General features: G+C 69.0%; 25 protein-coding genes. 19 read left to right on the forward strand and 6 right to left on the reverse strand.

Annotation, left to right across the window (positions count from 1 at the left end; all coding sequences use genetic code 11):
* Positions 1 to 145: 145 nt before the first annotated feature.
* From AC069H_RS21675 to AC069H_RS21705, 7 genes are read left to right on the forward strand one after another with little or no spacing between them, the layout of a single operon-like run.
* Positions 146 to 1,183, forward strand: coding sequence for an MCE family protein (locus AC069H_RS21675; RefSeq protein ID WP_478230035.1), 1,038 nt, complete (start codon positions 146 to 148; stop codon positions 1,181 to 1,183).
* Complete coding sequence (locus AC069H_RS21680; protein WP_478229983.1) at positions 1,180 to 2,211, forward strand: MCE family protein; 1,032 nt, start codon at positions 1,180 to 1,182, stop codon at positions 2,209 to 2,211. Before AC069H_RS21675 ends, AC069H_RS21680 begins: the two co-directional genes overlap by 4 nt.
* Positions 2,208 to 3,398, forward strand: coding sequence for an MCE family protein (locus AC069H_RS21685; RefSeq protein ID WP_478233615.1), 1,191 nt, complete (start codon positions 2,208 to 2,210; stop codon positions 3,396 to 3,398). Before AC069H_RS21680 ends, AC069H_RS21685 begins: the two co-directional genes overlap by 4 nt.
* Entirely contained in the window at positions 3,395 to 4,600 is a 1,206-nt protein-coding gene (locus AC069H_RS21690) for an MCE family protein (RefSeq protein ID WP_478233616.1), read from the forward strand. The genes AC069H_RS21685 and AC069H_RS21690 overlap by 4 nt, the downstream gene beginning before the upstream one ends.
* A complete protein-coding gene (locus tag AC069H_RS21695) occupies positions 4,597 to 5,832 on the forward strand; it encodes an MCE family protein (protein ID WP_478229986.1) in 1,236 nt (411 codons plus the stop codon). Before AC069H_RS21690 ends, AC069H_RS21695 begins: the two co-directional genes overlap by 4 nt.
* On the forward strand, positions 5,832 to 6,320 hold the full coding sequence (locus AC069H_RS21700; protein WP_478233617.1) for a hypothetical protein: 489 nt from the start codon (positions 5,832 to 5,834) through the stop codon (positions 6,318 to 6,320). Before AC069H_RS21695 ends, AC069H_RS21700 begins: the two co-directional genes overlap by 1 nt.
* Positions 6,317 to 6,811 carry a hypothetical protein gene (locus AC069H_RS21705; RefSeq protein WP_478229988.1) on the forward strand — a complete coding sequence of 165 codons (495 nt, stop codon included), beginning with the start codon at positions 6,317 to 6,319 and terminating at the stop codon, positions 6,809 to 6,811. The genes AC069H_RS21700 and AC069H_RS21705 overlap by 4 nt, the downstream gene beginning before the upstream one ends.
* On the opposite strand, the gene AC069H_RS21710 is transcribed toward AC069H_RS21705, so the two are convergent.
* Positions 6,812 to 7,315, reverse strand: coding sequence for a hypothetical protein (locus tag AC069H_RS21710; RefSeq protein ID WP_478233618.1), 504 nt, complete (start codon positions 7,313 to 7,315; stop codon positions 6,812 to 6,814).
* Between the two features lie 176 nt (positions 7,316 to 7,491).
* On the opposite strand from AC069H_RS21710, the gene AC069H_RS21715 reads away from it, so the two are divergent.
* The 3 genes from AC069H_RS21715 (at position 7,492) to AC069H_RS21725 (ending at position 10,925) form a co-directional block, all read left to right on the forward strand.
* The gene (locus AC069H_RS21715; protein ID WP_478229990.1) at positions 7,492 to 8,736 is read left to right on the forward strand and encodes an aspartate aminotransferase type Ic; all 1,245 of its coding nucleotides are present in this window, start codon (positions 7,492 to 7,494) and stop codon (positions 8,734 to 8,736) included.
* 87 nt (positions 8,737 to 8,823) lie between these two features.
* A complete protein-coding gene (locus AC069H_RS21720; protein ID WP_478233619.1) occupies positions 8,824 to 9,765 on the forward strand; it encodes a ferritin-like domain-containing protein in 942 nt (313 codons plus the stop codon).
* Positions 9,766 to 9,830: 65 nt separating this feature from the next.
* On the forward strand, positions 9,831 to 10,925 hold the full coding sequence (locus AC069H_RS21725; RefSeq protein ID WP_478233620.1) for an FAD-dependent oxidoreductase: 1,095 nt from the start codon (positions 9,831 to 9,833) through the stop codon (positions 10,923 to 10,925).
* 134 nt (positions 10,926 to 11,059) lie between these two features.
* Here AC069H_RS21725 and AC069H_RS21730 read toward each other — a convergent pair whose 3' ends face one another.
* Positions 11,060 to 12,850 carry an AMP-dependent synthetase/ligase gene (locus tag AC069H_RS21730; RefSeq protein ID WP_478229993.1) on the reverse strand — a complete coding sequence of 597 codons (1,791 nt, stop codon included), beginning with the start codon at positions 12,848 to 12,850 and terminating at the stop codon, positions 11,060 to 11,062.
* A gap of 125 nt (positions 12,851 to 12,975) precedes the next feature.
* Here AC069H_RS21730 and AC069H_RS21735 point away from each other — a divergent pair, with 125 nt between their 5' ends.
* Genes AC069H_RS21735 through AC069H_RS21765 form a run of 7 tightly spaced genes read left to right on the forward strand, consistent with a single transcriptional unit; the run spans position 12,976 to position 18,077 of the window.
* Positions 12,976 to 13,386 (forward strand): polyketide cyclase / dehydrase and lipid transport, encoded by a 411-nt coding sequence (locus AC069H_RS21735; protein ID WP_378436573.1) that lies wholly within the window; start codon positions 12,976 to 12,978, stop codon positions 13,384 to 13,386.
* Between the two features lie 8 nt (positions 13,387 to 13,394).
* Positions 13,395 to 14,183 (forward strand): metallophosphoesterase family protein, encoded by a 789-nt coding sequence (locus AC069H_RS21740; protein WP_478229994.1) that lies wholly within the window; start codon positions 13,395 to 13,397, stop codon positions 14,181 to 14,183.
* Between the two features lie 27 nt (positions 14,184 to 14,210).
* On the forward strand, positions 14,211 to 14,651 hold the full coding sequence (locus AC069H_RS21745) for an SRPBCC family protein (RefSeq protein WP_125675560.1): 441 nt from the start codon (positions 14,211 to 14,213) through the stop codon (positions 14,649 to 14,651).
* A gap of 14 nt (positions 14,652 to 14,665) precedes the next feature.
* The gene (locus AC069H_RS21750) at positions 14,666 to 15,808 is read left to right on the forward strand and encodes an ArsA family ATPase (RefSeq protein ID WP_478229995.1); all 1,143 of its coding nucleotides are present in this window, start codon (positions 14,666 to 14,668) and stop codon (positions 15,806 to 15,808) included.
* Positions 15,805 to 16,224, forward strand: coding sequence for a hypothetical protein (locus AC069H_RS21755; protein ID WP_478233621.1), 420 nt, complete (start codon positions 15,805 to 15,807; stop codon positions 16,222 to 16,224). Before AC069H_RS21750 ends, AC069H_RS21755 begins: the two co-directional genes overlap by 4 nt.
* Before the next feature lie 16 nt (positions 16,225 to 16,240).
* Positions 16,241 to 17,200 (forward strand): ROK family protein, encoded by a 960-nt coding sequence (locus AC069H_RS21760; RefSeq protein WP_039923619.1) that lies wholly within the window; start codon positions 16,241 to 16,243, stop codon positions 17,198 to 17,200.
* 4 nt (positions 17,201 to 17,204) lie between these two features.
* A complete protein-coding gene (locus AC069H_RS21765; RefSeq protein ID WP_478233622.1) occupies positions 17,205 to 18,077 on the forward strand; it encodes an NUDIX domain-containing protein in 873 nt (290 codons plus the stop codon).
* A gap of 60 nt (positions 18,078 to 18,137) precedes the next feature.
* Here AC069H_RS21765 and AC069H_RS21770 read toward each other — a convergent pair whose 3' ends face one another.
* Genes AC069H_RS21770 through AC069H_RS21780 form a run of 3 tightly spaced genes read right to left on the reverse strand, consistent with a single transcriptional unit; the run spans position 18,138 to position 20,559 of the window.
* A complete protein-coding gene (locus AC069H_RS21770) occupies positions 18,138 to 19,280 on the reverse strand; it encodes a glutamate--cysteine ligase (RefSeq protein WP_478229998.1) in 1,143 nt (380 codons plus the stop codon).
* A 20-nt stretch (positions 19,281 to 19,300) separates the two neighbouring features.
* Positions 19,301 to 19,792, reverse strand: coding sequence for a hypothetical protein (locus AC069H_RS21775; RefSeq protein WP_478229999.1), 492 nt, complete (start codon positions 19,790 to 19,792; stop codon positions 19,301 to 19,303).
* A complete protein-coding gene (locus tag AC069H_RS21780) occupies positions 19,789 to 20,559 on the reverse strand; it encodes an alpha/beta hydrolase (protein ID WP_478230000.1) in 771 nt (256 codons plus the stop codon). Before AC069H_RS21780 ends, AC069H_RS21775 begins: the two co-directional genes overlap by 4 nt.
* A 214-nt stretch (positions 20,560 to 20,773) precedes the next feature.
* Here AC069H_RS21780 and AC069H_RS21785 point away from each other — a divergent pair, with 214 nt between their 5' ends.
* Positions 20,774 to 21,535, forward strand: coding sequence for a lysophospholipid acyltransferase family protein (locus AC069H_RS21785; RefSeq protein WP_478230001.1), 762 nt, complete (start codon positions 20,774 to 20,776; stop codon positions 21,533 to 21,535).
* 20 nt (positions 21,536 to 21,555) lie between these two features.
* Positions 21,556 to 22,041 carry a polyadenylate-specific 3'-exoribonuclease AS gene (locus tag AC069H_RS21790; protein ID WP_061984256.1) on the forward strand — a complete coding sequence of 162 codons (486 nt, stop codon included), beginning with the start codon at positions 21,556 to 21,558 and terminating at the stop codon, positions 22,039 to 22,041.
* 353 nt (positions 22,042 to 22,394) lie between these two features.
* On the opposite strand, the gene AC069H_RS21795 is transcribed toward AC069H_RS21790, so the two are convergent.
* Positions 22,395 to 23,471, reverse strand: a complete 1,077-nt coding sequence (locus tag AC069H_RS21795) for a 3-deoxy-7-phosphoheptulonate synthase (RefSeq protein WP_478233623.1) — start codon at positions 23,469 to 23,471, stop codon at positions 22,395 to 22,397.
* Positions 23,472 to 23,687 lie beyond the last annotated feature (216 nt).

Below are 23,687 nucleotides of genomic sequence, written 5' to 3' on the forward strand. Positions count from 1 at the left end.
AGGTGTGGTCGAACCCGACCTGGCGGACATGTGTGGGTACAGCTGGTCGGGAGTGGCGGTTCGGGTGAGAACCCGAATCGCCACTCACGACCACCGGCACCGACGCCTCACCACCACCTTCCCCCGCGGGTGGGAGGGCGGTCCGATGAGGTCCTTCGTCCCGGATCTGGTCAAGATCCTCGTCTTCGCGGTGGTGACCGTGTTGCTCACCGCGGTCCTCGGCGCCACCATCGCGAACACCAACTTCGGCGACACCTCCGGCTACACGGCCAAGTTCACCGACGCGTCCGGGCTCAAGGAGGGCGACGACGTCCGCATCGTCGGGGTGAAGGTCGGCCAGGTCGGCAAGATCGAGGTCGAGGAGGGCGAGAAAAACCTCGCCCAGGTCCATTTCGACGTCCAGACCTCGCACCGGTTGCCGGCGTCGGTGACCGCGACGATCAAGTACCGCAACCTGGTCGGCCAGCGGTATCTGTCGCTCGGCACGGACATCGGGGACGAGAAGTCGTTGCCGCGCGGCGGGGTCATCCCACCCGAGCGCACCAAACCGGCGTTGAACCTGACCGTGCTGTTCAACGGGTTCAAACCGCTCTTCCGCGCGCTGAACCCCGAGGACGTCAACAAACTGTCCTACGAGATCATCCAGGTCTTCCAGGGCGAGGGCGGCACGATCACCAGCCTGCTCGCGCACACCGCGTCGGTCACGTCGGCCATCGCGGGCAAGGACAAGATCATCGGTGACGTCATCGCGAACCTCAACGCCGTGCTCGGCACGGTCGAGAAACGCTCGCCGGAACTGGGCGAGCTGATCGATCAGACCCAACGGCTGGTCACCGGGCTGGCCGAGCAGCGGCAGCCGATCGGGGAGGCGGTCAAGGCGCTGGGCGACCTCACCGTCGCCACGACCGGGCTGCTCGCCGACGCGCGGCCCGCGCTCAAGGACGACGTCGTCCAGCTCGGCGCGCTGTCGCGGAACCTCGGCGATTCGGAACAGCTGCTCGACCATCTCCTGCAGGTGCTGCCGGGCAACCTGCAGAAGTTCACCAGGACGCTGAGTTACGGCAGCTGGTTCAACTACTACCTGTGCGGGATCTCCGGCAGCATCGGCATCAAGTCGCTCGACATCGAACTGCCGATCACGCCGCTGCCCGGCACGCAGCGACCGGAGAGGTGCGGGCCGTGAAGCCGCTCAAGGAACGCAACCAGGCCGTGGTCGGCGGCGTGACGCTCATCCTGATCGTGCTGATCACGGCGACGACGTACTTCTCCGACCGGATCCCGTTGTTCGGCAGCGGGACGACGTACTCCGCGTATTTCGGCGAGTCCGCCGGGCTGGCGCCGGACAACGAGGTGCAGGTCGCCGGCGTCAAGGTCGGCCAGGTCAGCTCGGTGGAGCTGGCGGGCAAGAAGGTGCTGGTGAAGTTCCGGGTCAAGGATGTCCGGGTCGGCGACGCGACCGCCGCGTCGATCGAGATCAAGACGCTGCTTGGCGAGAAGTTCCTCGCGCTCACGCCGAAGGGCAAGGGAAACCAGGACCCGAACACCACCATCGGGCTCGACCGCACGCGGACGCCGTTCGAACTGCAGGACGCGTTCCAGGAGCTGTCGGGCACGGTCGGCGAGATCGACACCGCGCAGCTGGCGTCGAGTTTCACCGTCCTTTCCGACGCGCTCAAGGACAGCCCGCAGTACCTCAAGGACGCGCTGAGCGGCCTTTCCTCCTTGTCCAAGACGGTGTCCTCACGCGACGGTGACCTGAAGACGTTGCTGGCCAACACGAGCAAGGTGTCCAAGACGCTGTCCGACCGCAACGCCCAGCTGAAACGGATCCTCGACGACGGCAATCTCCTGCTCGCCGAACTGCAGAACCGGAAGGACGCGATCAGCACCTTGCTCAAGGGCACGCAACAGGTTTCCGCGCAGCTGTCCGGTCTCGTCGCCGACAACCGGCACCAGCTGAAGCCGACGCTGGAGAAACTCGGCAAGGTCACCGACATCCTGCAGCGCAACCAGGACAACCTCAGCCGCAGCCTCGCACTGATGGCGCCGTTCGCCCGCGTCGGCGCCAACGCGACCGGCAACGGGCGCTGGTTCGAGGGATACCTGTGCGGGCTGCTGCCGCCGACGATCATCGCGGGCGCGTTCCAGGTGAACCCGGAGGGCTGCACCCCGCCGATCGCGGCGCCGAACCAGGGGGTGGGCGGACGATGACCATCCACACGCGCGCCGGGCGCACGGTCTACACGTGGGTCGCGTTCGCCTGCGTCCTGGTGCTGCTCCTGACCGCCGGACTGTGGCTGGTGTTCAAGGAACCGGGCGGGACACGGATCAGCGCCTACTTCGGGAAGACCGTCGGGCTCTACGCGGGTTCGTCGGTGCGGGTGCTCGGGGTGAAGGTCGGGGAGATCACCGGCGTGACGCCGCAGGGCGAGGCGGTCCGGGTCGACATGCGGATCGACGGCGACACCCCGATCCCGGCCGACGCGGGCGCCGTCGTCGTCGCGCCGAGCCTGGTCAGCGATCGGTACGTGCAGCTGACCCCGGCGTACGAGAGCGGCCCCGAAATGGCTTCGGACACGGTGATCGCCAAGGAGAAGACGGCGACGCCGGCCGAACTGGACGACCTCTACACGAGTCTCGACAAGCTCTCGACCAGTCTGGGACCCAACGGTGCCAACAAGAACGGCGCGTTGTCGGATCTGCTGGACACCGCGGCGGCGAACCTCGACGGCAACGGGAAGAACCTCAACACCACGGTGACACGGCTGTCCGAACTGGCGAAGACCTTGGACAGCTCCAAAGGCGACCTGTTCACCACGGTACAGAACCTGAACTCCTTCACCGGCGCGCTGGCCGAAAGCGACAAGCAGCTCAACGAGTTCTATCGCCGGGCCGCGGACGTCAGCGGTTTCCTCGCCGCGGATTCCGCCGACGTGGGTGCCGCGCTGAACTCCCTGGCGACGGCGATGGGCGACGTCGAGAAGTTCGTCGCGGAGAACAAGGATCTTCTCTCATCCAATGTGGACAAACTGGCCGGGCTGACGAAGGTGCTCGTGGACCAGCGGGCGTCGCTCGCCGAGGTGATCGACATCGCGCCGACCGGGGCGACCAACTTCATCAACTCCTACGACGCCGCGTCCGGCACCATCGCGGTGCGGGACAACCTGAACGAGCTGACGCATCCGCCGATCCTGACCGTGTGCCGCCTGATCAGCGCGAGCACGCCGAAACCGATTCCGGACGCGCTGGGCAACATCTGCAAACAGCTCGCGCCGGTCCTCGACGGCACGCTGAAACTCCCGTCGGTCCCGCAGGTGCTGGCCTCACTGCAGAGCGGCGAACTTCCACCGCTGCCGCTCCCGCTCGTCGACGTCATGACGAAGGGGCTCCCGAAATGAGGCGGCAACGGCAGAAGATCGCGGGAGTGATGGCGGGCGTCCTCGTGCTGGCCGGCTGCGGTGACGGCGGTTTTTCGGGGCTGTACAACACGCCCTTGCCGGGTGGAGCGGATCTCGGCGACCACCCGTACCGGCTCTCCGCGCAGTTCTCCGACGTCCTCGACCTGGTGCCGCAGGCGAGTGTGAAGGTCAACGACGTCCCGGTCGGCCGCGTCGAGAAGATCGATCTCGCGCCGGACACGCGTTCGGCGTGGGTGAGCATGGTCGTCAACGGCGACATCCCGCTGCCCGCGAACGCGCGCGCCGAGCTGCGGCAGTCCAGCCTGCTCGGCGAGAAGTTCGTCGACCTGCACGCCCCCGAGAAGCCCGAGGGAACGCTCGCCGAGGGCGCGAAGATCCCGCTGGACCGCACGAACCGCAACCCCGAGGTCGAAGAAGTCCTCGGCGCGCTTTCCCTGCTGCTCAACGGCGGCGGCGTCGAGCAGATCCAGAAGATCAGTCACGAACTCAACGAAGCGCTCACCGGCAACGAGGCGGAGGTCCGCTCCCTGCTGTCCCAAGTGGACAAACTGGCCACCGAACTCGACGGGCACAAGGGCGAGATCCTGCGCGCCATCGACGGCCTCGACAAGCTGTCCAAGACCCTCGTCGGCCAGACACAGAACCTCACGAACGCGCTCGACAATCTCTCGCCGGGGCTCAAGGTCGTGACCGAGCAACGGGATCAGCTGGTCGGCATGCTGCAGTCGCTCAACACCCTTTCCGGGGTCGCCACCGAGACGATCAAGGCGAGCAAGGACACGCTGGTCGCGAACCTCCGCGCGTTGCAGCCGACGCTGCGGAAGCTGACCGAGGCGGGCCAGGATCTGCCGACGGCGCTGCGGATCCTGCTCACGTACCCGTTCCCGGACTACGCGGGCAACGTGATCAAGGGCGACTACGCGAACGTGGAAGCCAAGATCGACCTGAACCTGGACACGTTCCTGGAGAACATGAACAACTCGTCGCAGCCGATCATCCAGCTGCCCGGTACCCAGGGCACCGGCACCCCCGGCGCGATCCCGTTCAACAACGGTGCCGCGCCGCCGGTGCTGCCGCTGCCCGCCGGTGATCTCCCTCAGGTTCCCCGAACGCCCCAAGGGGATGTACTGGGCGGCGTGCTCGGCGGGATCCTCGGACCGCTGCTCGGAGGTGGCCGGTGATCACGCGCAAGACCAGGTTCCAGCTGGCGGCGTTCGTCGTCATCGCGGTGGTTTCGGTCGTCTACGCGGGCGGCAAGTACGCCGGGCTGGACCGGCTCTTCGGCACTCGCGGCTACCTCGTCACCGCGCAGCTCGTGGACTCGGGCGGGATCTTCGTCAACGCCGAGGTCTCCTACCGCGGTGTCGCGGTCGGCAAGGTCGCGTCGATGACACTCACCGAGCACGGCATCGACCTGGGCCTCGACATCGACTCCGGCGCGCCGAAGATCCCCGCGGACACCAAGGCCGCGGTCGCGAACCGGTCGGCGGTGGGGGAGCAGTACGTCGATCTGCTGCCCATGCACGAAAACGGGCCGTACCTCACCGAGGGATCGGTCATCAAGCGGGACAAGACCTCGATCCCGCTCGCGCCGGACACCGTCCTGTCCAATTTGGACAAGCTGGTGTCGAGTGTGAAGCCGGAATCGTTGAAGACCGTCGTCGACGAGACCTACGAGGCCTTCGCGAACGCGGGCCCGGACCTGCGGCAGCTGCTGAACAGCACCGGTTCCCTCACCGCGACCGCGACCCAGTACCTGCCCGACACCCAAGGCCTGCTCGCCAACTCGCGGACGGTGCTGGACACCCAGCGTCGGCAAGCGGACAACATCACCCAGTTCTCCAGCGGGCTCAAGACGATCGCCGCGCAGCTGAAGACGTCCGACCCGGATCTGCGGCGCGTGATCGACGAGGCACCCAAGCTGAGCCGCCAGATCAGCGACGTGCTCGCGGTCTCCGGGACCGACCTCGGCGTGCTGTTCGCGAACACGCTCACGACGGCCCAGATCACGTCCGCCCGCACCGACGCGATCGAGGAACTGCTCGTCGCGTACCCGATCATCTCGGCGTTCTCGCGCTCGACATCGCCGGACGGCACCGGTCACCTGGGCGTGGTGTTCAACTTCTTCGACCCGGTCTCGTGCACGAAGGGTTACGAGGGCACGAAACAGCGTCCCGCCAACGACACCACCGAGGCGCCGGTGAACACCCAGGCGTACTGCGCCGAGCCACCAGGAAGCCCCACTGGCGTACGAGGCTCGCAGAACGCCCCGTACGCGGGAAAGCCGCCCGCGGTCCCGGAGCGGCCGAAGCAGACCCCGCAGGCGGCGGAATCCGCTCAGCTGCCGGGTGTGCTGAGCCTGCTGACCGGGTCCGCGCCGGGCGGACTGGGCGCGTTGCTGGGCGGCAAGTAGTGCTCACCCGTGTCCTCACCGTCGTCGCCGCGCTGGCGGTCCTCGCGGCCGCCTGGTTCGGCTGGTCGTGGTGGAGCGCCGCCCGGGACGACGGTCTGGCCAGGGGCCGGGAACGCGAAGCCGTCCTGGCCGCAGCGTCCGGTCAGCTCGAAGTGCTCAACACGATCGACCACCGCAGCGGCGCCCAGGACGTCGACCGCTGGCTCGGCGTCACCACGGGACGGCTCGGCAAGGACCTCACCGGCGACCGGCAGATCCAGATCGACCGGGCGACCGCGAGCAAGACCGTCGCCACCGCCGAGCTCAAGCAGGCCGCGGTCACCGAACTCGACGCCGCCGCCGGGACGGCGCGGCTGATGGCCGTGCTGGACGTGCGGGTCAGCACCGGCGGCGGCTCGGCCGTGCCCAAGGTGAGCAGGCTGACCGTGGACTACCAGCGCGTCGAGGGCGGCTGGAAGGTCAGCGCGGTCCAGGCGGCGGGATCATGACCGGGCGCGTCCCGCGGATTCTGATCGCGATCATCGCGCTGGCGACCGGCTGCGCGGTGTGGTTCGGCATCGAGGCGTCTTCGCTGGGCTCGGACGGCAACGCGGCGCTGGTGGACCAAGCCGCCACGGCCGAGGTCGCGGATCAGGTCGGCGCCGGGGTGAAGGCCGTGTTTTCCTACGACTACAGCAACCTCGCGCGAACCGAGCGGGCCGCCGCCGACGTGCTGACCGGCGAGGCGACCGGCCAGTACCGGGACCAGTTCGCCTCGGCGCGCGAACGGGCCGAGGAACAGAAGCTCGTGCGGACGACGACGGTCCGGTCGCTCGGCGTCCGGTCCCTGCGCGGAGACGAGGCGGAAGTGCTGCTGTTCCTCGACCAGCAGACGCTCACCGCGGGCGGCGGCGCCCCGCAGTCTTCGGTGTCGCAGCTTTCGGTCGCGGCGGTCCGGATCGACGGCCGGTGGAAGATCTCGCGGCTCACCCCGCTGTGATCAGGAGACACGTTTCATGTTCGCGCCGGCGATCGCGCCGCCGGAAACGGTGTAAGAACCGGAAAAAGTACGCAGCGAACCGTCGGTCTGGCGAGCCGAAAGATGGACGTGCACGGTGTTCCCGCTCACGCCCGTCACGGTGAGGTCGGCCCAGGAAGTCGTCGCGAATCCCTTGACGTAGGAGGCATAAGTGCCGCCTTTCGCCAGCCGTTGCCCGCCGAGATTCCACGCGGTGAGGAAATCACGCCGGTTGAGCGCGTCGTAGTACGCGATCACCGTTTGTGCCACCGGAACCGCCGGTGCGGGATAGACCGTCTGTGTCGTCGGCGGTGCGACATAAACCGTCTGGGGCGGAGCCGCGACCGCCGGTGGCTGGATCACGATCGTGTTCGGCGGCGGTGCCACCGTGACGGCCGGTGCCGCCGTTCCCTGCGTGGGTACCGCGCACGCGGCCAGCGCGCCCGCCGCCATCAGTGTCACCGCGACCCGGTTCTTAGCTCCCATTTTTCTCCCCTTTTCCTCGTGCTATCGAGAATGCGGGAACGGTGGTCGTCCCAATAGGGGATTTGGCCTCGTTACGAATGCTGAAAAACACGCCGGAACCGTTATCGGATCTTGTGCGCGCGGGCCTAGGGCCACCCTCGTCTCACGTCGGACCGTCCCCGGGTTTAGCGTTAGGCATGACCACTGCACCTGTCGATGTCGAGAGCGCCCGCCGCGACTACGCGGCCCTCGTCGACCGTGGCCTCTCCCTGGACATCACCCGCGGCAAGCCGTCCCCTCGTCAGCTGGACCTCGCCGATGGGCTGCTCGCTCTCCCCGGAGACGTGCGCAAGGCTGAGGACGGCACGGACGTCCGCAACTACGGCGGCCTCAAGGGCCTGCCCGAGCTCCGCCGCATCTTCGCCGGGCCGCTGCAGGTCCCGGCCGAGCAGCTGCTGGCCGCGGGCAACTCCAGCCTGGAGCTGATGCACGACTCGATCGTGCAGGCCTACCTCAGCAAGCTCCCGGGCGCCGAGCGCCGCTGGGCCGACGAACCGAGCGTCAAGTTCCTGTGCCCCGTGCCGGGCTACGACCGCCACTTCGCGCTGGCCGAGCGTTTCGGGATCGAGCTGATCCAGGTGCCGCTCACCGAGACCGGCCCGGACATGGACGTCGTCGAGCGCCTCGTCGCAGAGGACGCCGCGGTCAAGGGCATCTGGTGCGTGCCGAAGTACAGCAACCCGACCGGCGTCACCTACAGCGACGACACCGTGCGCCGCCTGGCGACGATGACCACCGCCGCCCCGGACTTCCGGATCTTCTGGGACAACGCCTACGCCGTGCACCACCTCACCGAGGACGAGGCGCGGCTGGCGGACCTGCTCGCGCTGGCCACCGAGGCGGGCAACGCCGACCGCGTGTTCGTCTTCGGCTCCACCTCGAAGGTCACCTACGCGGGCGGCGGCGTCGGCTTCTTCGGCGCCTCCGAGGCGAACCTGGCCTGGTGGACCGGCCTCATCGGCAAGCGGACCATCGGCCCGGACAAGGTCAACCAGCTCCGCCACGCGCTGTTCCTGCGCGACGAGGACGGCGTCCGCGAGCACATGCGCAAGCACGCCGAGCTCATCGGGCCGAAGTTCGCGGCCGTCGACGAGATCCTGACCAAGGAACTGGCCGAATCGGGCCTCGCGTCCTGGACCAAGCCGACCGGCGGGTACTTCATCTCGCTGACCGTGCCGTCCGGGACCGCCAAGGAGGTCGTGCGGCTGGCCAAGGAGGCGGGCATCGCCCTGACCCCGGCCGGCGCGACCCACCCGTACGGCGACGACCCCGACGACGCCGTCATCCGCATCGCGCCGACGTACCCTGAGCTGGCCGAAGTCGAAGAGGCCATCCGCGGCCTCGCCGTCTGCGTCCGCCTTGCCGCGGCGACGAAGAAATAAGTTCGAGATCTTTTCCAATCCGGGTCACGGGTGGTTCCGAACGTCCGAGTGGGTGGGTGTGCACCGCAAAGACGAGAGGAACCACTCGTGTTCGGAAAGCCCTTCGTTCGTACCCTGATCTCGCGCAGCGCCGAGAACCGCACGGATCGCCGCCGGTTCCTGAAGGCCGCCGGCGCGGCCGGGCTGGGTGTCGTCGGCGCCACCTACCTCGGGGTGCAGGCCACTTCGTCCGCTTCGGCGACAGGTGAGGCCGCTGCTGCTGCCCCCAGCGACGCGGCCGTGCTCAACTTCGCGCTCAACCTGGAGTACCTCGAAGCCGAGTTCTACTCCTTCGCCGTCCACGGCCGCGGTTTGCCGGACGACCTCACCGGCGGCGTCGGCGCCCAGGGTGGCGTCGTCGGCGGCAAGAAGGTGATGTTCCACGACAAGACGCTGCACCAGTTCGCGAAGGAGATCGCGGGCGACGAGGTCGCGCACGTCAAGTTCCTGCGTGGTGCTTTGGGTGAGGCGGCGGTGTCGCGGCCAGAGATCGACCTCAAGGACAGCTTCACCGCCGCCGCTCGCGCGGCCGGGCTGATCGGCGAGTACCAGCAGTTCGACCCGTTCGCCAACGAGAAGAACTTCCTGCTGGCGGCGTTCCTGTTCGAGGATGTCGGCGTGACGGCCTACAAGGGCGCCGCGCCGCTGATCACCAACAAGACGTTCCTGGACGCGGCCGCGGGCATCCTGGCCGCCGAGGCCTATCACGCGGCCACCATCCGGACCTCGCTGTTCGACCGCGGCCTCGGTGACGCGGCGGCCAAGATCTCCAACGCCCGCGACGCCCTCGACGGCCCCGGTGACGACGACCAGGGCATCCTGCTCGGCAACCAGGCCAACATCGTGCCGACCGACAACAACGGCATCTGTTTCGGCCGCGGCGCCGACCGGGTGCTGAACGTCGTCTACCTGAACCCCGGTCCGGTGCAGGAGGGCGGGTTCTTCCCCAAGGGGGTCAACGGGGACATCGTCGCCAGCGGCGGCGCGTGAACGCCTCTGTCGGGTCGCCGTTTCCCGGTACCGTCGGGTGACGGCGACACGACAGGGGGTCAGCGGTGAAGGCTGTGATCATCGGCGGCGGGATCTCGGGCACGGTGACCGCGATGGCGTTGCGGCGGGCCGGGATCGAAGCGAGCGTCCACGAGGCGTACCCGTCCGGCGGCGAGGATGCGGGCGCGTTCCTGACGATCATGCACAACGGCATGGACGCCCTGCGCGCGATCGGCGCCGAGGCACCGGTGATCGACAACTCCTTCGGCGCGGTGGGCCTGGAACTCGTGACGCCGGACGGGCGGACCGTCGAACGGCGTTCCTTCGACATCGACGGTCTCGCCGGGCCACGCACGATGACGCGAGCGTCGCTTTACCGTGCGCTGCAAGAGGAGACGATCTCGCGCGGGATCACCTTCGAACGCGGGAAACGGCTGGTTTCCGCCACGCCGGGGGTCGCTCGCTTCGAGGACGGTTCCGTGGCCGAAGGCGACATCCTGATCGGCGCCGACGGGCTGCGGTCGGTCGTCCGGACCATCATCGACCCGGACTGCCCGCCTCCGCGCTCGACGGGCCTCGACGTCGTCTACGGCTACACGACCGACCCGGGCATCCCGCAGGCGCCGTCCCTCTATCGGATGATTCAGAGCCTGCACGCCTTCTTCGGCTACACGAGCACGCCCGACGGCGCGACGTACTGGTTCGCGCGCCTTCCCACGGCCGAAGGCGTGCGCTCCGGCCTGTCGCCCGCCGAATGGCGCTCGGCCGCTTTCGCCGCTTTCGACGGGGAACCGTTGCCTGCCGCGGAAATCATCGAGTCCACGGGAGACGACGTCTTCGGCGGGCATTCGTACGATGTCCCCTCGACGCCGGTGTGGTTCAACGCCTCGATGGTCCTCGTGGGCGACGCGGCGCACGCGGCCTCGCCCGCCGCGGGGCAGGGCGCGTCGATGGCGTTGGAGGACAGTGTCGTCCTGGCCCAGTGTTTGCGGGATCTTCCCGACGCGCCAACGGCTTTCGCGGCCTACGAGCGGCTGCGGCGGGCGCGGGTGGAGGAGCTGGTGGCCGGCAGCGCGGCGGTGTCGTCGGGGACGACGCCCGACCGGGACCGGAACTGGCTGTACCGGCACCACATCGACTGGGACGCGAAGATCGGCTGAAGGACGCTTTCACCACATGTCACGCGGCGAAAGCGTCCTTCAGCCTCCTTGGCGTGCCGGGTGCAGGTCCGAAGCCCGTGAAGGCCTCCTTCCCTACCTTCAGGGTAGGGAAGGAGGCCTTCACGGACGAAAAGCTACTTCTTGTACAGGGCTTCGATGTCGGTCGCGTAGTTCTTGTTCACGATGTTGCGCTTCAGCTTCAGGCTCGGCGTGATCTCCCCGCCGGCCTCGGTGAAGTCCTTCGAGAGGATCGTGAACTTCTTGATCGCCTCGGCCTGCGACACCGCGCTGTTGGCCTGATCCACGGCCTGCTGGATCTCGGCGCGCAGCTCGGCGTCGCCGGCCAGGTCGGACACCGTGGCGTCGGCGGGCTTGCCATGCTGCGACTTCCACGACGGGAAGTACTCCTCGTCGATGGTGATCAGCGCGCCGATGAACGGCCGCTGGTCGCCGACGACCATCGCCTGGCTGACCAGCGGGCTGGCCTTGATGGTGTCTTCGAGCCCGGACGGGGCGACGTTCTTGCCGCCCGCGGTCACGATGATCTCCTTCTTGCGCCCGGTGATCTTGAGGAACCCGTCGCTGTCCAGCTCGCCGAGGTCGCCGGTGTGGAACCAGCCGTCCTCGAGCGCTTCCGCGGTCGCTTCGGCGTTGTTGAAGTAGCCGCCGAAGACGACGTCGCCCTTCAGCAGGATCTCGCCGTCGTCGGCGATCCGCACCGAGGTGCCGGCGACCGGACGCCCCACGGTGCCGACGCGGAACCCGTCCTGGGTGCCGACGCAGGCCGCGGCGGACGTCTCGGTCAGGCCGTAGCCCTCGAACACCGGGACACCGATGCCGCGGAAGAAGTGCGCGAGCCGCACGCCGAGCGGCGCACCGCCGGACACCGCGGCCACGCACCGGCCGCCGAGGGCCGCGCGCAGCTTGCTGAACACCAGCTTGTCGAACAGCGCGTGCTTGATCTTGAGGCCGAGCCCGGCGCCGCCGGTGTCCTGGGCCTGGCTGTACGCGACGGCAGTGGCTTCGGCGGCGTCGAAGATCTTGCCCTTGCCGTCACCGTGCGCCTTCTGCTTCGCGCCGTTGTAGACCTTCTCGAACACCCGCGGCACGGCGACGACGAACGTCGGGCGGAAGGTGCCGAGGTCGGCGACGAGGTTCTTGACGTCCGAGGTGTGCCCGAGGGTCACCCGCGCGCTGAGCGCGGTCACCGCGATGGCGCGCGCGAGGACGTGCGCGAGCGGCAGGAACACCAGCAGCGAGTTGCCCTGCTCCATCAGCTGCGGGAACGCGGCGATGTCGGCGCGGATCTCGGCGAGGAGGTTCCGATGGGTCAGCTCGACGCCCTTGGGGCGGCCGGTCGTGCCCGAGGTGTACACGATCGTGGCCAGGTCGCCGGCCTTCACCGTGCGGCGCCGCTCGTGCAGGTCGTCGTCGCTCAGCTCGGCGCCCTGCTTGGTGAGCTGGTCGACGGCGCCTGCCTCGATCTGCCAGGTGTGCTCCAGCGCGTCGAGGCGGCCCTTGACGGATTCGAGCGTCGCGACGTGGTCGTCGGTCTCGACGAACACGGCCTTCGCGGCCGAGTCCGAGAGGATCCAGTGGACCTGCTCGGCCGAGGAGGTGTCGTAGATCGGGACGGTGACCGCGCCGGCGGCCCAGATCGCGAAGTCGATCAGGGTCCATTCGTAGCGGGTCTTGGACATGAGCCCGACCCGGTCGCCCGGAGCGATGCCCGCCGCGGCCATTCCCTTGGCCACGGCCAGAACCTGGGCGGCGAAGTCTTTGGCGGTGACGTCCAACCAGGTACCGTCGACCTGGCGGCGGAAACTCACGACATCGGAGAACCGCTCCGCGTTCGCCCAGACGACGTCGGCGAGATTCTCGTCGTCGGTCACCGGATTGGCGGCGGGGGCGCTGTATTCGCGCACGAGGAACCTCCGTGTTCGCGTGCAAGTGGTGTGACCGGTGTTACCCGCAAGTCAACTTAGCGTGCCGTGCACCTTAAGACCATGCTGACGAATCGGCCATACCCAGGACATGACATTCTGCCGCTGTGAACCAGGCGCCGCCAGCTCTCGACATCGTTGACGAGACCTTCCTCGTGGTCCCGCCCTCCACCGTGGCCGCCGCTTTCGCCGATCCGCGATCTTGGTCACGTTACTGGCCGGACCTCGTTCTCGAGGTCTACACCGACCGCGGCGACGAAGGATTGCGCTGGACGGTGCGCGGTGCCTTGATCGGTACCATGGAGGTCTGGCTCGAGCCGGTGCTCGACGGCACTTTGCTGCACTACTTCCTGCGCGCCACTCCCGCCGGTCCGGACGGGGCGCCGCGCGTGCTCCAGCCCCGTGACCTGCGGCGGGAGTTCGACCGCAGGGCCCGTGCCGCCAAGGCCATCGCGCTCGGGCTCAAAGAGGTCCTCGAGGACGGGCGCGAGCCCGGGGTCGGTCCCCGGGCCGAGTAGGGGAGAGCATGCGGGTTCACGTGGTGTCGGATGTGCACGGCAACGCCGACGCGCTCAAACGCGCGGGCGACGGCGCCGACGCGCTGATCGTGCTGGGCGACCTGCTGGACTTCGTCGACTACCGCGAGCACGACAAGGGCATCATGGGCGCGCTGTTCGGCGCCGAGAAGGTCGGCGAATTCGCGCGGCTGCGGCGTGAGGGCACTCGTGATGAGACCGTTGCCTTCTCGCGATCGTTGTGGGCCACTTTGGCCGATCCCGCCGGCGCGGTCGGCGAGGCGATCCAAGACCAGTACGCCGTCCTGTTCGGGGCGCTGACCGCGCCGACGTTCGCGACCCCCGGCAACGTCGACGACCCGTCGCTGTGGCCCGAGTTCGCCGGCGACGGCATCACCGTCCTCGACGGCGACGTCGCCGAGTTCGGCGGGCTGCGCTTCGGGTTCATCGGCGGCGCGCTCCTCCCGCCGAACGTGGTCCCGCGCCGCAACGGCTTCTGGCGGCCGTACCTGCGCACTCGGGAGGAGTACGACGCCGCGGTCGCCGGGCTGGCGGACGTGGACGTCCTGTGCACCCACATCCCGCCCGCCATCCCGGAACTGACCTACGACGTGATCGCGCGGCGGTCCGAGATCGGGTCGGCGGCGCTGGTGGATCTCATCCGCGAGCAGCGGCCGCGCTGGTCGGTCTTCGGGCACGTCCACCAGCCGCTGACCCCGCGGACGAGGGTCGGCAGGACCGAATGCCGTAACGTCGGTCACTTCAAGGAGACCTCTCAGCCCTACGTGCTTCGCTGGTGACGGTCGGTCCCGGCTAGAGTTCGGGGCATGGCCGAGCAGTCCACGCAGTCCATCGAGGTCGACGCCGAGCCCGCGCGGGTCATGGCCGTCATCGCCGACTTCCCCGCGTACCCGGAATGGGCCAAGGCCGTCCGGGAGACCGAGGTCCTCGCCGAGGATGACAACGGTCGCGCCAAGCAGGTGAAACTCACCCTCGACGCCGGGCCCATCAAGGACGTCTACACCCTCGAGTACGACTGGGACGCCGACGGCCACGGAGTCAGCTGGCACCTGGTCAAGGGGCAGATGCAGAAGGCCCAGAACGGCCGCTACGCCCTCGAAGCGCTGGGCGCCGGCCGCACCAAGGTCACGTATACGCTGTCCGTCGAGCTGGCGCTGCCGATGATCGGGCTGCTGCGCCGCAAGGCCGAGAAGATGGTCATGGACACCGCGCTCAAGGAGCTCAAGAAGCGCGCTGAAGCATCCTGAGTCGAAGGGTAGGCATGCGGATCCTGCTGTTCACCGGCAAGGGGGGTGTCGGCAAGACCACGCTGGCCGCGGCGACGGCGGCGGCACTGGCGGGCCGGGGCAGGAAGACGCTCGTGGTCTCGACCGATCCGGCGCATTCCCTCGGTGACGCCTTCGGCCGCGCGCTCGGCGGCGAACCGTCCGAAGTGGACATCCTCTTGCACGCCGCCCAGATCGACACCCGCGGCCTCGTCGACAGCACCTGGCGCGAACTCCGGCTGGAACTTCAGGCCGCGCTCGCGGGAGCGGGCCTCGACTCGCTCGACGCCGAAGAACTCACCGTGGTGCCCGGAGTGGACGAGCTCCTCGCGCTCACCGAGGTCCAGCGCCTCGCCGAGCACGGTCCCTGGGAGACGGTCGTCGTCGACTGTGGACCGACCGCGGAAACGCTGCGTCTGCTGGCTTTGCCCGAAGCCGTTTCCGGCTATCTGTCGAGAATGTTCAAACCGGGCGCGCGGCGGACGGCGGCCGCGGTGCGGCGACTCGGGGCCCATCTGGAGTCGCTGCGCACCCTGCTGACCGATCCGGCCACCACGACCGTGCGGCTCGTGCTGACCCCGGAACGCGTCGTCGTCGCGGAAGCCCGCCGCACCCTCAGTTCCCTTGCCCTGCGCGGAATCCTGGTCGACGGGCTGATCGTCAACCGGCTGATGCCCGCGCCCGGGTTCTGGCGCGGCGCGGCGGCCTCGTGGATGCGGACCCGGCGCGCGCAGCAGAACACCGTCCTCGCCGAACTCGCCGACGCGGGCTTCGGGCCAGGGCAGGTGAAGCCCGTCGAGTACCGTGCGGTCGAGCCGGTGGGGCTCGAGGCGCTGCAGGAAATCGCGTTCGAGCTCTACCAAGGACTGGATCCCTTGGCGGACAACGAAAAAGGTGTGACCCCGCTGTTGCGGGTGTCCGAATCGGACAGCGGCTACGAGCTGCGGATCGCGGTGCCACTGCACCGCGACTCCGAAGTGGACCTGGCCAGAGTGGACGATGATCTCGCCGTCACCGTGGACGGTTTCCGGCGGCTGATCGCGCTGCCGGAGATGTTGCGCCCGTGCCGGATCACCGGTGCGGAATCCGACGCGCACGGCCTGGTCGTGAGCCTGGCCGGGAACCGGGGACCCGGGTGAGCGAGAACAACGAGAACACCGGATCGGGCCCGCTCGACCTGGCCGAAGAGATCCGCCTGCTGGTCGAGCTGGTCGTCGAGCACGCCGCGCCGTGGCTGGAGGGATTGATCTCCGCCGGGCACGGCTGCACCGACCACGATTCCGGCGGGTGGTGCCCGCTCTGCGCGATCGTCGGGATCTTCCGCGGGGAGCGGCCCGAGTTCGTGGCACGCCTGATGGAGCAGGCCGCGCAGCTCGTCGCGCTGCTGCGGGCGGTGCTCGCCGATCGATGGGAACCCGAGGCGGGCGTGCACATGCCGGGGTTCCAGCCTGCGCGGAAGGAGCCCACGGCCGAAGATGTCCCGGTGGGAGCTTCGCGGGTCCAGCACATCACGGTGACCAGGCGCGACGCTTGGCAGCCGGACCGGGAGAACTGAGTTGCTGACGGTAGGGGTGGACGTCGGGGGCACGAGTGTGCGCGCCGGCGTGGTGGACGAGCACGGCTCGCTGATGGACACGGCCAGGGTCGGGACCCCCAGCGGCGAGGACGCGCTCGAGGACGCCATCGCCGGGGTCGTCGAGGACCTCCGCAACCGGCACGACGTCTCCGGCGTGGGCCTCGCGGTCGCCGGGTTCGTCGCGAAGGACCGGCGGACGGTGATGTTCGCGCCGCATCTGTCCTGGCGTGCCGCGCCGGTCGCCGAGCGCATCGAAAAGCGGGTCGGCCTGCCGGTGACACTGGAACACGACGTGAACGCCGCCGCCGTCGGCGAGTACCGCTTCGGGGCCGCTCGTGGCGCTCATGTCGCCGCGCTGATCGCACTGGGCACCGGGATCGGCGCGGGACTGCTGCTCGACGGCAAGATCTACCGGGGCGCGTACGGTGTCGCTCCCGAACTCGGGCACCTGACCGTCGTCCCCGGCGGCAGGCCCTGCCCGTGCGGGAAGTACGGCTGCTGGGAGCGCTACTGCAGCGGGACGGCGCTGGCCGCGACGGCGGTCGAACTGCTCGCGCGGCATCCCGGGCGCTCGACCGTGCTCGCGCGCGAAACCAGGGGAGACCCCGGCTCGGTCACCGGCCGCCGGGTCGCCGGTGCCGCCCGCGACGGCGACCCGATCGCCCAGCGCGCGATGACCGAACTGGCGAAGTGGCTGGCCGAGGGCCTGGCCCTGGTCGCCGACGTCTTCGATCCCGAGATCATCGTGATCGGCGGCGGGGTGTCCGAGTCGGCGCCGCTGTTCCTCGACGAGGCACGCGAACGCTACGCGGACAAGATCACCGGCGCCGGGCACCGCCCGCTGGCGCGGATCCGGGCCGCGCACCACGGCGACGATTCGGCGATCGTCGGTGCCGCCGCGCTCGCCGTCGACGCGGCGAAGGCTCCCGGCGCCGAGGTCGGTGTGACAGGCTGAAGCCGTGACCCGGCAAGACGGCAACGGCTTCGTGAAGTGCGCTTTCGGGCATCTTCACTGGGGTTTGAACGGCGCCGCCGGGCTGCTGCTGTCCGATCCCGCGCGCGGTGTGCTGCTGCAGCGGCGGGCCTGGTGGGTCCATCATGGACGCACCTGGGCGCTGCCAGGGGGCGCGGTCGAGGCGGGGGAGAGCCCGCGTGAGGCCGCCACCCGCGAGGCGCACGAGGAGGCCGACATCCCGCCCGGCCGGGTCCGCGCGCTGGCGGCGTCGCAGGTCGACCACGGGAACTGGCGCTACACCACGGTCCTGGCCGCGCCGATCGGCCCGCTTTCGGCCAGGGTGACCAGTGCGGAGAGCGCGGAACTGCGGTGGGTCCGGGCGGCCGAGGTCGCGGGCTTCCGGCTGCATCGCGACTTCGCGGCGGCGTGGCCGGGATTGAGGGAACACTTGGATCGCGGGCTGGTACTGGTGGTCGACGGCGCGAACGTCGTCGGGTCGCGCCCGGACGGCTGGTGGCGCGACCGGCGTGGCGCCGCGGAACGGTTGCGGGACAAGCTCGCGACCCTGGCCGGTACCGGGCTCGCCGATCCGGCGCTCCCCGGTGGTGGCGAATGGTCGTGGTGGCCGAAGGTCGTGCTGGTCGTCGAGGGCAAGGCGCGGGGAGTCGCGCCGGTGCCCGGTGTCGAGGTCGTCGACGCCGAGTCCGACGGGGACTCCCAAATCGTGGCCGTCGCGCGGGAGGCCCGGGCGGCCGGTCCGGACGACCACGTCGTCGTGGTGACCGCCGACCGTGAGCTGAGGTCCCGCGTCGAGGCATTGGGCGCTTCGACCTTCGGCCCCGGCACCCTCCTGGGCCACCTCGACTCCCGCATTTAGTCCTCTGAATGCGGTAGTTGCACGCGCAAGGACCGCATTCAGAGGACTGAATGCGGAGGGTCAGGGGCGCGCGATCTTCCCGTCCCGCATCTCCGCGATGAGCGAAGCGACGACGGCGCGGAGGCTGCCGTTGTACTGCTTCGCCACCGCGCGCTGACGCAGGTAGCTGGGCCCGCAGGTCAGGATCGTCTCCACCGACCGCAGTTCGTCGGCGCAGTCCAGGCGCCGGGCGACCGGTTCCAGCCGGTTCAGCAGGTCGTAGGTGTCGTCGGTGACCAGCCGCTCATTGCCCGCCGCGTCGAGGATGACGATCGCGTCGACGCCGTAGCGCGCCGCGCGCCACTTGTTCTCCTGGACGTGCCACGGCGGCAGTGTCGGCAGGATCTCGCCGTCGTCGAGGCGCGCGCTGAAGTCGTCGACCAGGCATTGGGTCAGCGCCGAGATCGCGCCGACCTCCTCCAGCGTCGGCAGCCCGTCGCACACCCGCATCTCGATCGTCCCGAAATGCGGCGCGGGCCGGATGTCCCAGCGGATCTCGGAGAAGTGGTCGATCACGCCCGTGGTGAACATGTCGTCGACGTAGCTCTCCAGCTCGGTCCACTTCCGGAACTGGAACGGCAGCCCGGCCGTCGGCAGCTGCTGGAACATCAGCGCGCGGTTCGACGCGTACCCGGTGTCCTCGGCGCCCCAGTACGGCGAAGACGCCGAAAGCGCTTGCAGATGCGGCGCGTACTTGAGCAGCGCGTCCAGGATCGGCAGGGCCTTGTCGCGGTGGTCGACGCCGACGTGCACGTGGACGCCGTAGATCAGCATCTGCCGTCCCCACCACTGGGTCCGGTCGATGAGCTTGGCGTAGCGCTCCTTGTCGGTGACCTTCTGCTGGTACCACGTCGAGAACGGATGCGACCCCGCCGAGAACAGTTCGACGCCCAGCGGGTCGAGCACCGAGTGCACGACGTCCAGCGAGTCGTTCAGATCGGCCTTGACCTCGGCGATCGTGTCGCAGATCCCGCTGATCACCTCGATGGTGTTGAGCAGCAGCTCCTGCTTGATCTTCGGATGCTCCTCCTCGCCGCCGGGACGGACGGCGTCGAGCACCTGTTCCGCGACCGACGAGAGCTCACCGGTCCGCCGGTCGACGAGGGCGAGTTCCCATTCCGCGCCGACCGTCGACTGGCGCGAGGGGGTGAAGTCGATCTTCATCTTCCGAATTGTCCGGCAGTTCAGACCTGGGCGCCGTTGTTCGGATCCGCGCCGGGCGGCGGCCCCTGACGCACCCGCAGCAGGAGCAGGGCGATGGCGGTCGCGAGGGCGAGGATGCCGAGCGGGGTGCCGAGCCGCGTGCCCATGCCGATCAGGTTGGGCGCGATCAGGAGCAGCAGGCCGAGCAGGAAGAACAGCAGGACGATGAACGCGCCCTTGCGCGGACGCGGCAGGGGAGGCGGCTCGGGCGGCACGAAATGGCCCTCGTCGTCGCTCGGCCCGGCGGGGTCGTCCTCGAAGAGGGTCTTGTCCCAGCTGGTGCCGCCCCCACGCCAGCCCGGTTCGGGTTCGGCGTCCGACGGCTCGGGCCGCGGGGTCTTCTCGGCGGGCTTTTCCGCCGGTTTCTCCAGTTCCTCGTCCGGGAACAGGCCGACGCCCTCCGCACGGAGGTCGGCCACGATCTCGGCGAAGGTCGCGTCGACGTCCTCCGGCCCGTCCTTGCCTCTGCTCATCCGGCGTCCACCTGTCCCGCCCGGCGCACGGACCGGGCGAAGTCCACCGTACGCGTGAAGATCAGGCCTGCGTCGTGGTCTTGCGTGGCGACGTGGAAGCTGTTCTCCAGCACCACCTCGGTCACGTCCTCGCTGCCGATCCCAGCCAGGATCACCTGGGAGTTGACCGGCTCCACGATGTGGTCGACGGCCGAGTGGAGCAGGAGCACCGGCTGGGTCACCTTGCCCAGATCCGCGCGGGTGACCTTCCACAGCTTCGCCAAGCTCGCCGCGGCGCGCACGGGCGTCCGCGAATAGGCCAGCTCCGTCTCGCCGGGCTTCGCGATGTCGTTCGCCACGCCCGGCACCGAGGGCAGGATCCTCGACAGGACGGGCAGCAGCTTGGCGTCCCAGCGCAGCGTCAGGACAGACGGGTTCACCAGCACGATGCCGGCGATCCGGTCGCCGAACTCCTCGGCGAGCCGCAGCGTCAGTGTCCCGCCCATCGACATCCCGGCGACGAACACCGTCTCGCAGGTCGCGAAGAGGGCCAGCAGCTCTTCACGGACCGCGCCGTACCAGTCCTCCCAGCCTGTCCGGTTCATGTCCTGCCACCGCGTGCCGTGCCCGGGAAGGAGCGGGCAGCGCACCGTGTAACCGGCTTCGGCCAGATGGTCTCCCCAGGGCCGCATGCTCGCGGGAGTGCCGGTGAAGCCGTGGCACAGCAGGAACCCTGCTTCGGTCGAACCGGTGTGAGCGAACGGTTCCGCGCCGGCAAGGACGGCCATGCGATCGCCTTCCGTGAGAGCTGGGTGGGTCTCCTATGGTCGCACGACCGGAGCGGCTTGTGGGCCCCCGGTCACCGGCGGAATCGGGCCGGATCGGATGTGAGATCCGTCGCTGGGCGCGGGTAACCGGGTGGACTTCGTTGTGCCTGGGGTGCGCGATTCGTAGTCTTGACCATCGGGCGCGGGGGTTGAGCTGCTAGGAGGAGTTTTCGCAGTGCTGTACTGGCTCATGAAACACGTGTTTATCGGGCCACTGCTCAAGGCGCTGTGGCCCACCAAAGTCGTCGGCGCGGAGAACATCCCCGCCGAAGGCGGCGCGATCCTCGCGGGCAACCACCTCGCGGTCGCCGACTCCTTCTTCATGCCGCTGCGCGTCAAGCGCAAGGTGACCTTCCCGGCCAAATCGGAGTACTTCACCGAAAAGGGCTTCAAGGGCCTGTTGAAGAAGTGGTTCTTCACCGGCGTCGGCCAGTTCCCGATCGACCGCTCCGGCGGCAACGCCGCGCAGGCCGCGCTCGACACCGCGACCCGGCTGGTCCGCGAGGGACACCTCCTCGGTATCTACCCCGAAGGCACCCGCTCCCCGGACGGCCGCCTGTACAAGGGCAAGACCGGCGTCGCGCGGATCGCGCTCGAGTCCGGCGGCGTCGTGGTCCCGGTCGCCATGATCGGCACCGACAAGGTCAACCCGATCGGCTCGAAGATGTGGTGGCCGCGCCGCCTCGAGATCCGCTTCGGCAAGCCGCTCGACTTCTCGCGCTACGAAGGCCTCGCCGGCGACCGCTTCATCGAGCGGTCCATCACCGACGAGATCATGTACGCGCTCATGGAGCTGTCCGGTCAGGAGTACGTCGACATCTACGCCGCCAAGGCGAAGGAACTGATCGCCGCCGAAGAGGCGGGGCTCCGCCCCAAGGTGCCCGCGCAGCCGTCCGCCAAGGACGTCGCCCGTATCCCGGACACCAAGGTCGGCTGAGGCCCCACTAGGGTTCTCCGGTGCGCTTTTTCTACGACACCGAATTCATTGAGGACGGCGTGACCATCGATCTGGTGTCGATCGGTGTCGTGGACGAAAGAGGACGCGAGTTCTACGCGGTCTCGACCGATTTCGATCCCGGCAAGGCCGGCCCCTGGGTCCGCGACAACGTGCTCCCGAAACTCCCGTCGCCCGCCGACCCGGCGTGGCGCAGCCGCGAGAAGATCCGCACGGACCTGCTCGAGTTCTTCGGCAAGCCGCCCGGCGGGATCGAACTTTGGGCCTGGTTCGCCGCTTACGACCACGTCGCGCTGGCGCAGCTGTGGGGGCCGATGCCCGCGCTGCCGCGTCAGCTGCCGCGGTTCACGCGTGACCTGCGGCAACGCTGGGAGGACGCGGGCAAGCCGAAGCTCCCCGCGGCGCCGGACGACCAGCACGACGCGCTGGCGGACGCGCGGCACAACTACCAGCGCTGGCAGATCATCGAGTCCTACTGGCATCGGTAGGCCCTTGAGTGCTCGGACTGGTGTGAAGGCCGTGTTTCCACGGCTGAGCCGAGAGAGGGCCTTCACGCGCGGTCGTCGTGGCTGATGGGACTGCTGGGGCTGGAGTTGACGGTTCCGTCCGTGAAGGCCTCCTTCCCTACTCTCAAGGTAGGGAAGGAGGCCTTCACGGACGGCATCGGCCTGACGGTCCTGAGGTGACGGGCGCCGGCCCCGCGTGCCATGCGGCGAAAGCTCCCTTCGCGACATAAGACGCGAGCCCTCCACCCCTCGCAGCCCCGCGTGCCGTGCAATGAACGGTCCTTTATTGCGAAATTTGCCAGGAAAGGACCGTTCCCAGCGTTCCCGAGGGGCCCTCAGCGCCGCGAGTCGACGGCCTCGGCGAGGCTGTCCAGCAGCTCGGCCGTCGTGTCCCACCCGAGGCACGCGTCCGTGATCGACTGCCCGTAGGTGAGCGAAGCGGCCGAGCCCAGCGTCAGGTCCTGCCGCCCCTCCACCAGGAAGCTCTCCAGCATCAGCCCGGCGATGCCCCGCTCACCGGCGCCGATCCGCTCCGCGAGTTCACGGACGACCGTGGCCTGCCGCACGTGGTCCTTCGCGCTGTTGCCGTGGCTCGCGTCGATGATCACGCGCTCCGGCAGCCCCGACTTCGCCAGCCGGGCCAGCGTGTCGGCCACCGTCGCGGGGTCGTAGTTCGGGCCGGCGGAGCTGCCGCGCAGGATCACGTGGCAGTCCTCGTTGCCCGCCGTGGTGATCAGCGCGGCGAGCCCGTCGGGGTTGATGCCCGCGAAGACATGGCTGGCGCCGGCCGCGCGGGTGGCGTCGACGGCGACCTGGACGTCGCCCTCGGTGGAGTTCTTGATCCCGACCGGCATCGACAGCGCGCTGCACAGCTGCCGGTGCACCTGGCTCGCCGCGGTCCGCGCGCCGATGGAACCCCAGGTCACGGTGTCGGAGATGAACTGCGGGGTGATCGGGTCGAGGAACTCGCAGCCCACTGGCAGGCCGAGCGCGGAGATGTCGAGCAGCAGTTTCCGCGCCATCCGCAGGCCGTGGTTGACCTCGTACGTGCCGTCGAGCCCGGGGTCGTTGATCAGGCCCTTCCAGCCGAGTGTGGTCCGCGGCTTCTCGAAGTAGACACGCATGACGATGTGCAGGTCGCTGCGGTGTTCTTCGGCCTTGGCGGCGAGGCGGCGGGCGTAGTCGAGCGCGGCGTCCGCGTCGTGCACCGAGCAGGGCCCGACGACGACGAGGAGCCGGTCGTCCCGGCCGTCGAGGATGTCGACGGCCGAGGCCCGCCCCGCTAGGACGGTATCGGCGATTTCCGCCGTCATCGGATGTTCGTGCCGCAGCATCGCGGGCGACAGCAGCGGGTTGATGGCCGCCGTGCGGTGCCCGTCGAGGGCGATCAGGGTGTCAGCGGAGGGAGACATCGCGGGTCTGGTTCCTTTCGAAAGGGATACCGACCCGCGGGAACTCGCCGAGCCGGTGTGATTCCGGCTCGGGGTGGAGGTCAGCGCAGGTTCACGCGGCCGTGCCCACCCGGGGCCGGCTTCGTAAACCAGAAATAGCGCTGCATGGCGCCAAGCTAGCACATCCCGGACGTGGACCGATTCCCGAGGTGGTCCGCCCTGCACCGATCCAGAGAA

The sequence above is a fragment of the Amycolatopsis sp. NPDC043887 genome, from assembly GCF_056435665.1.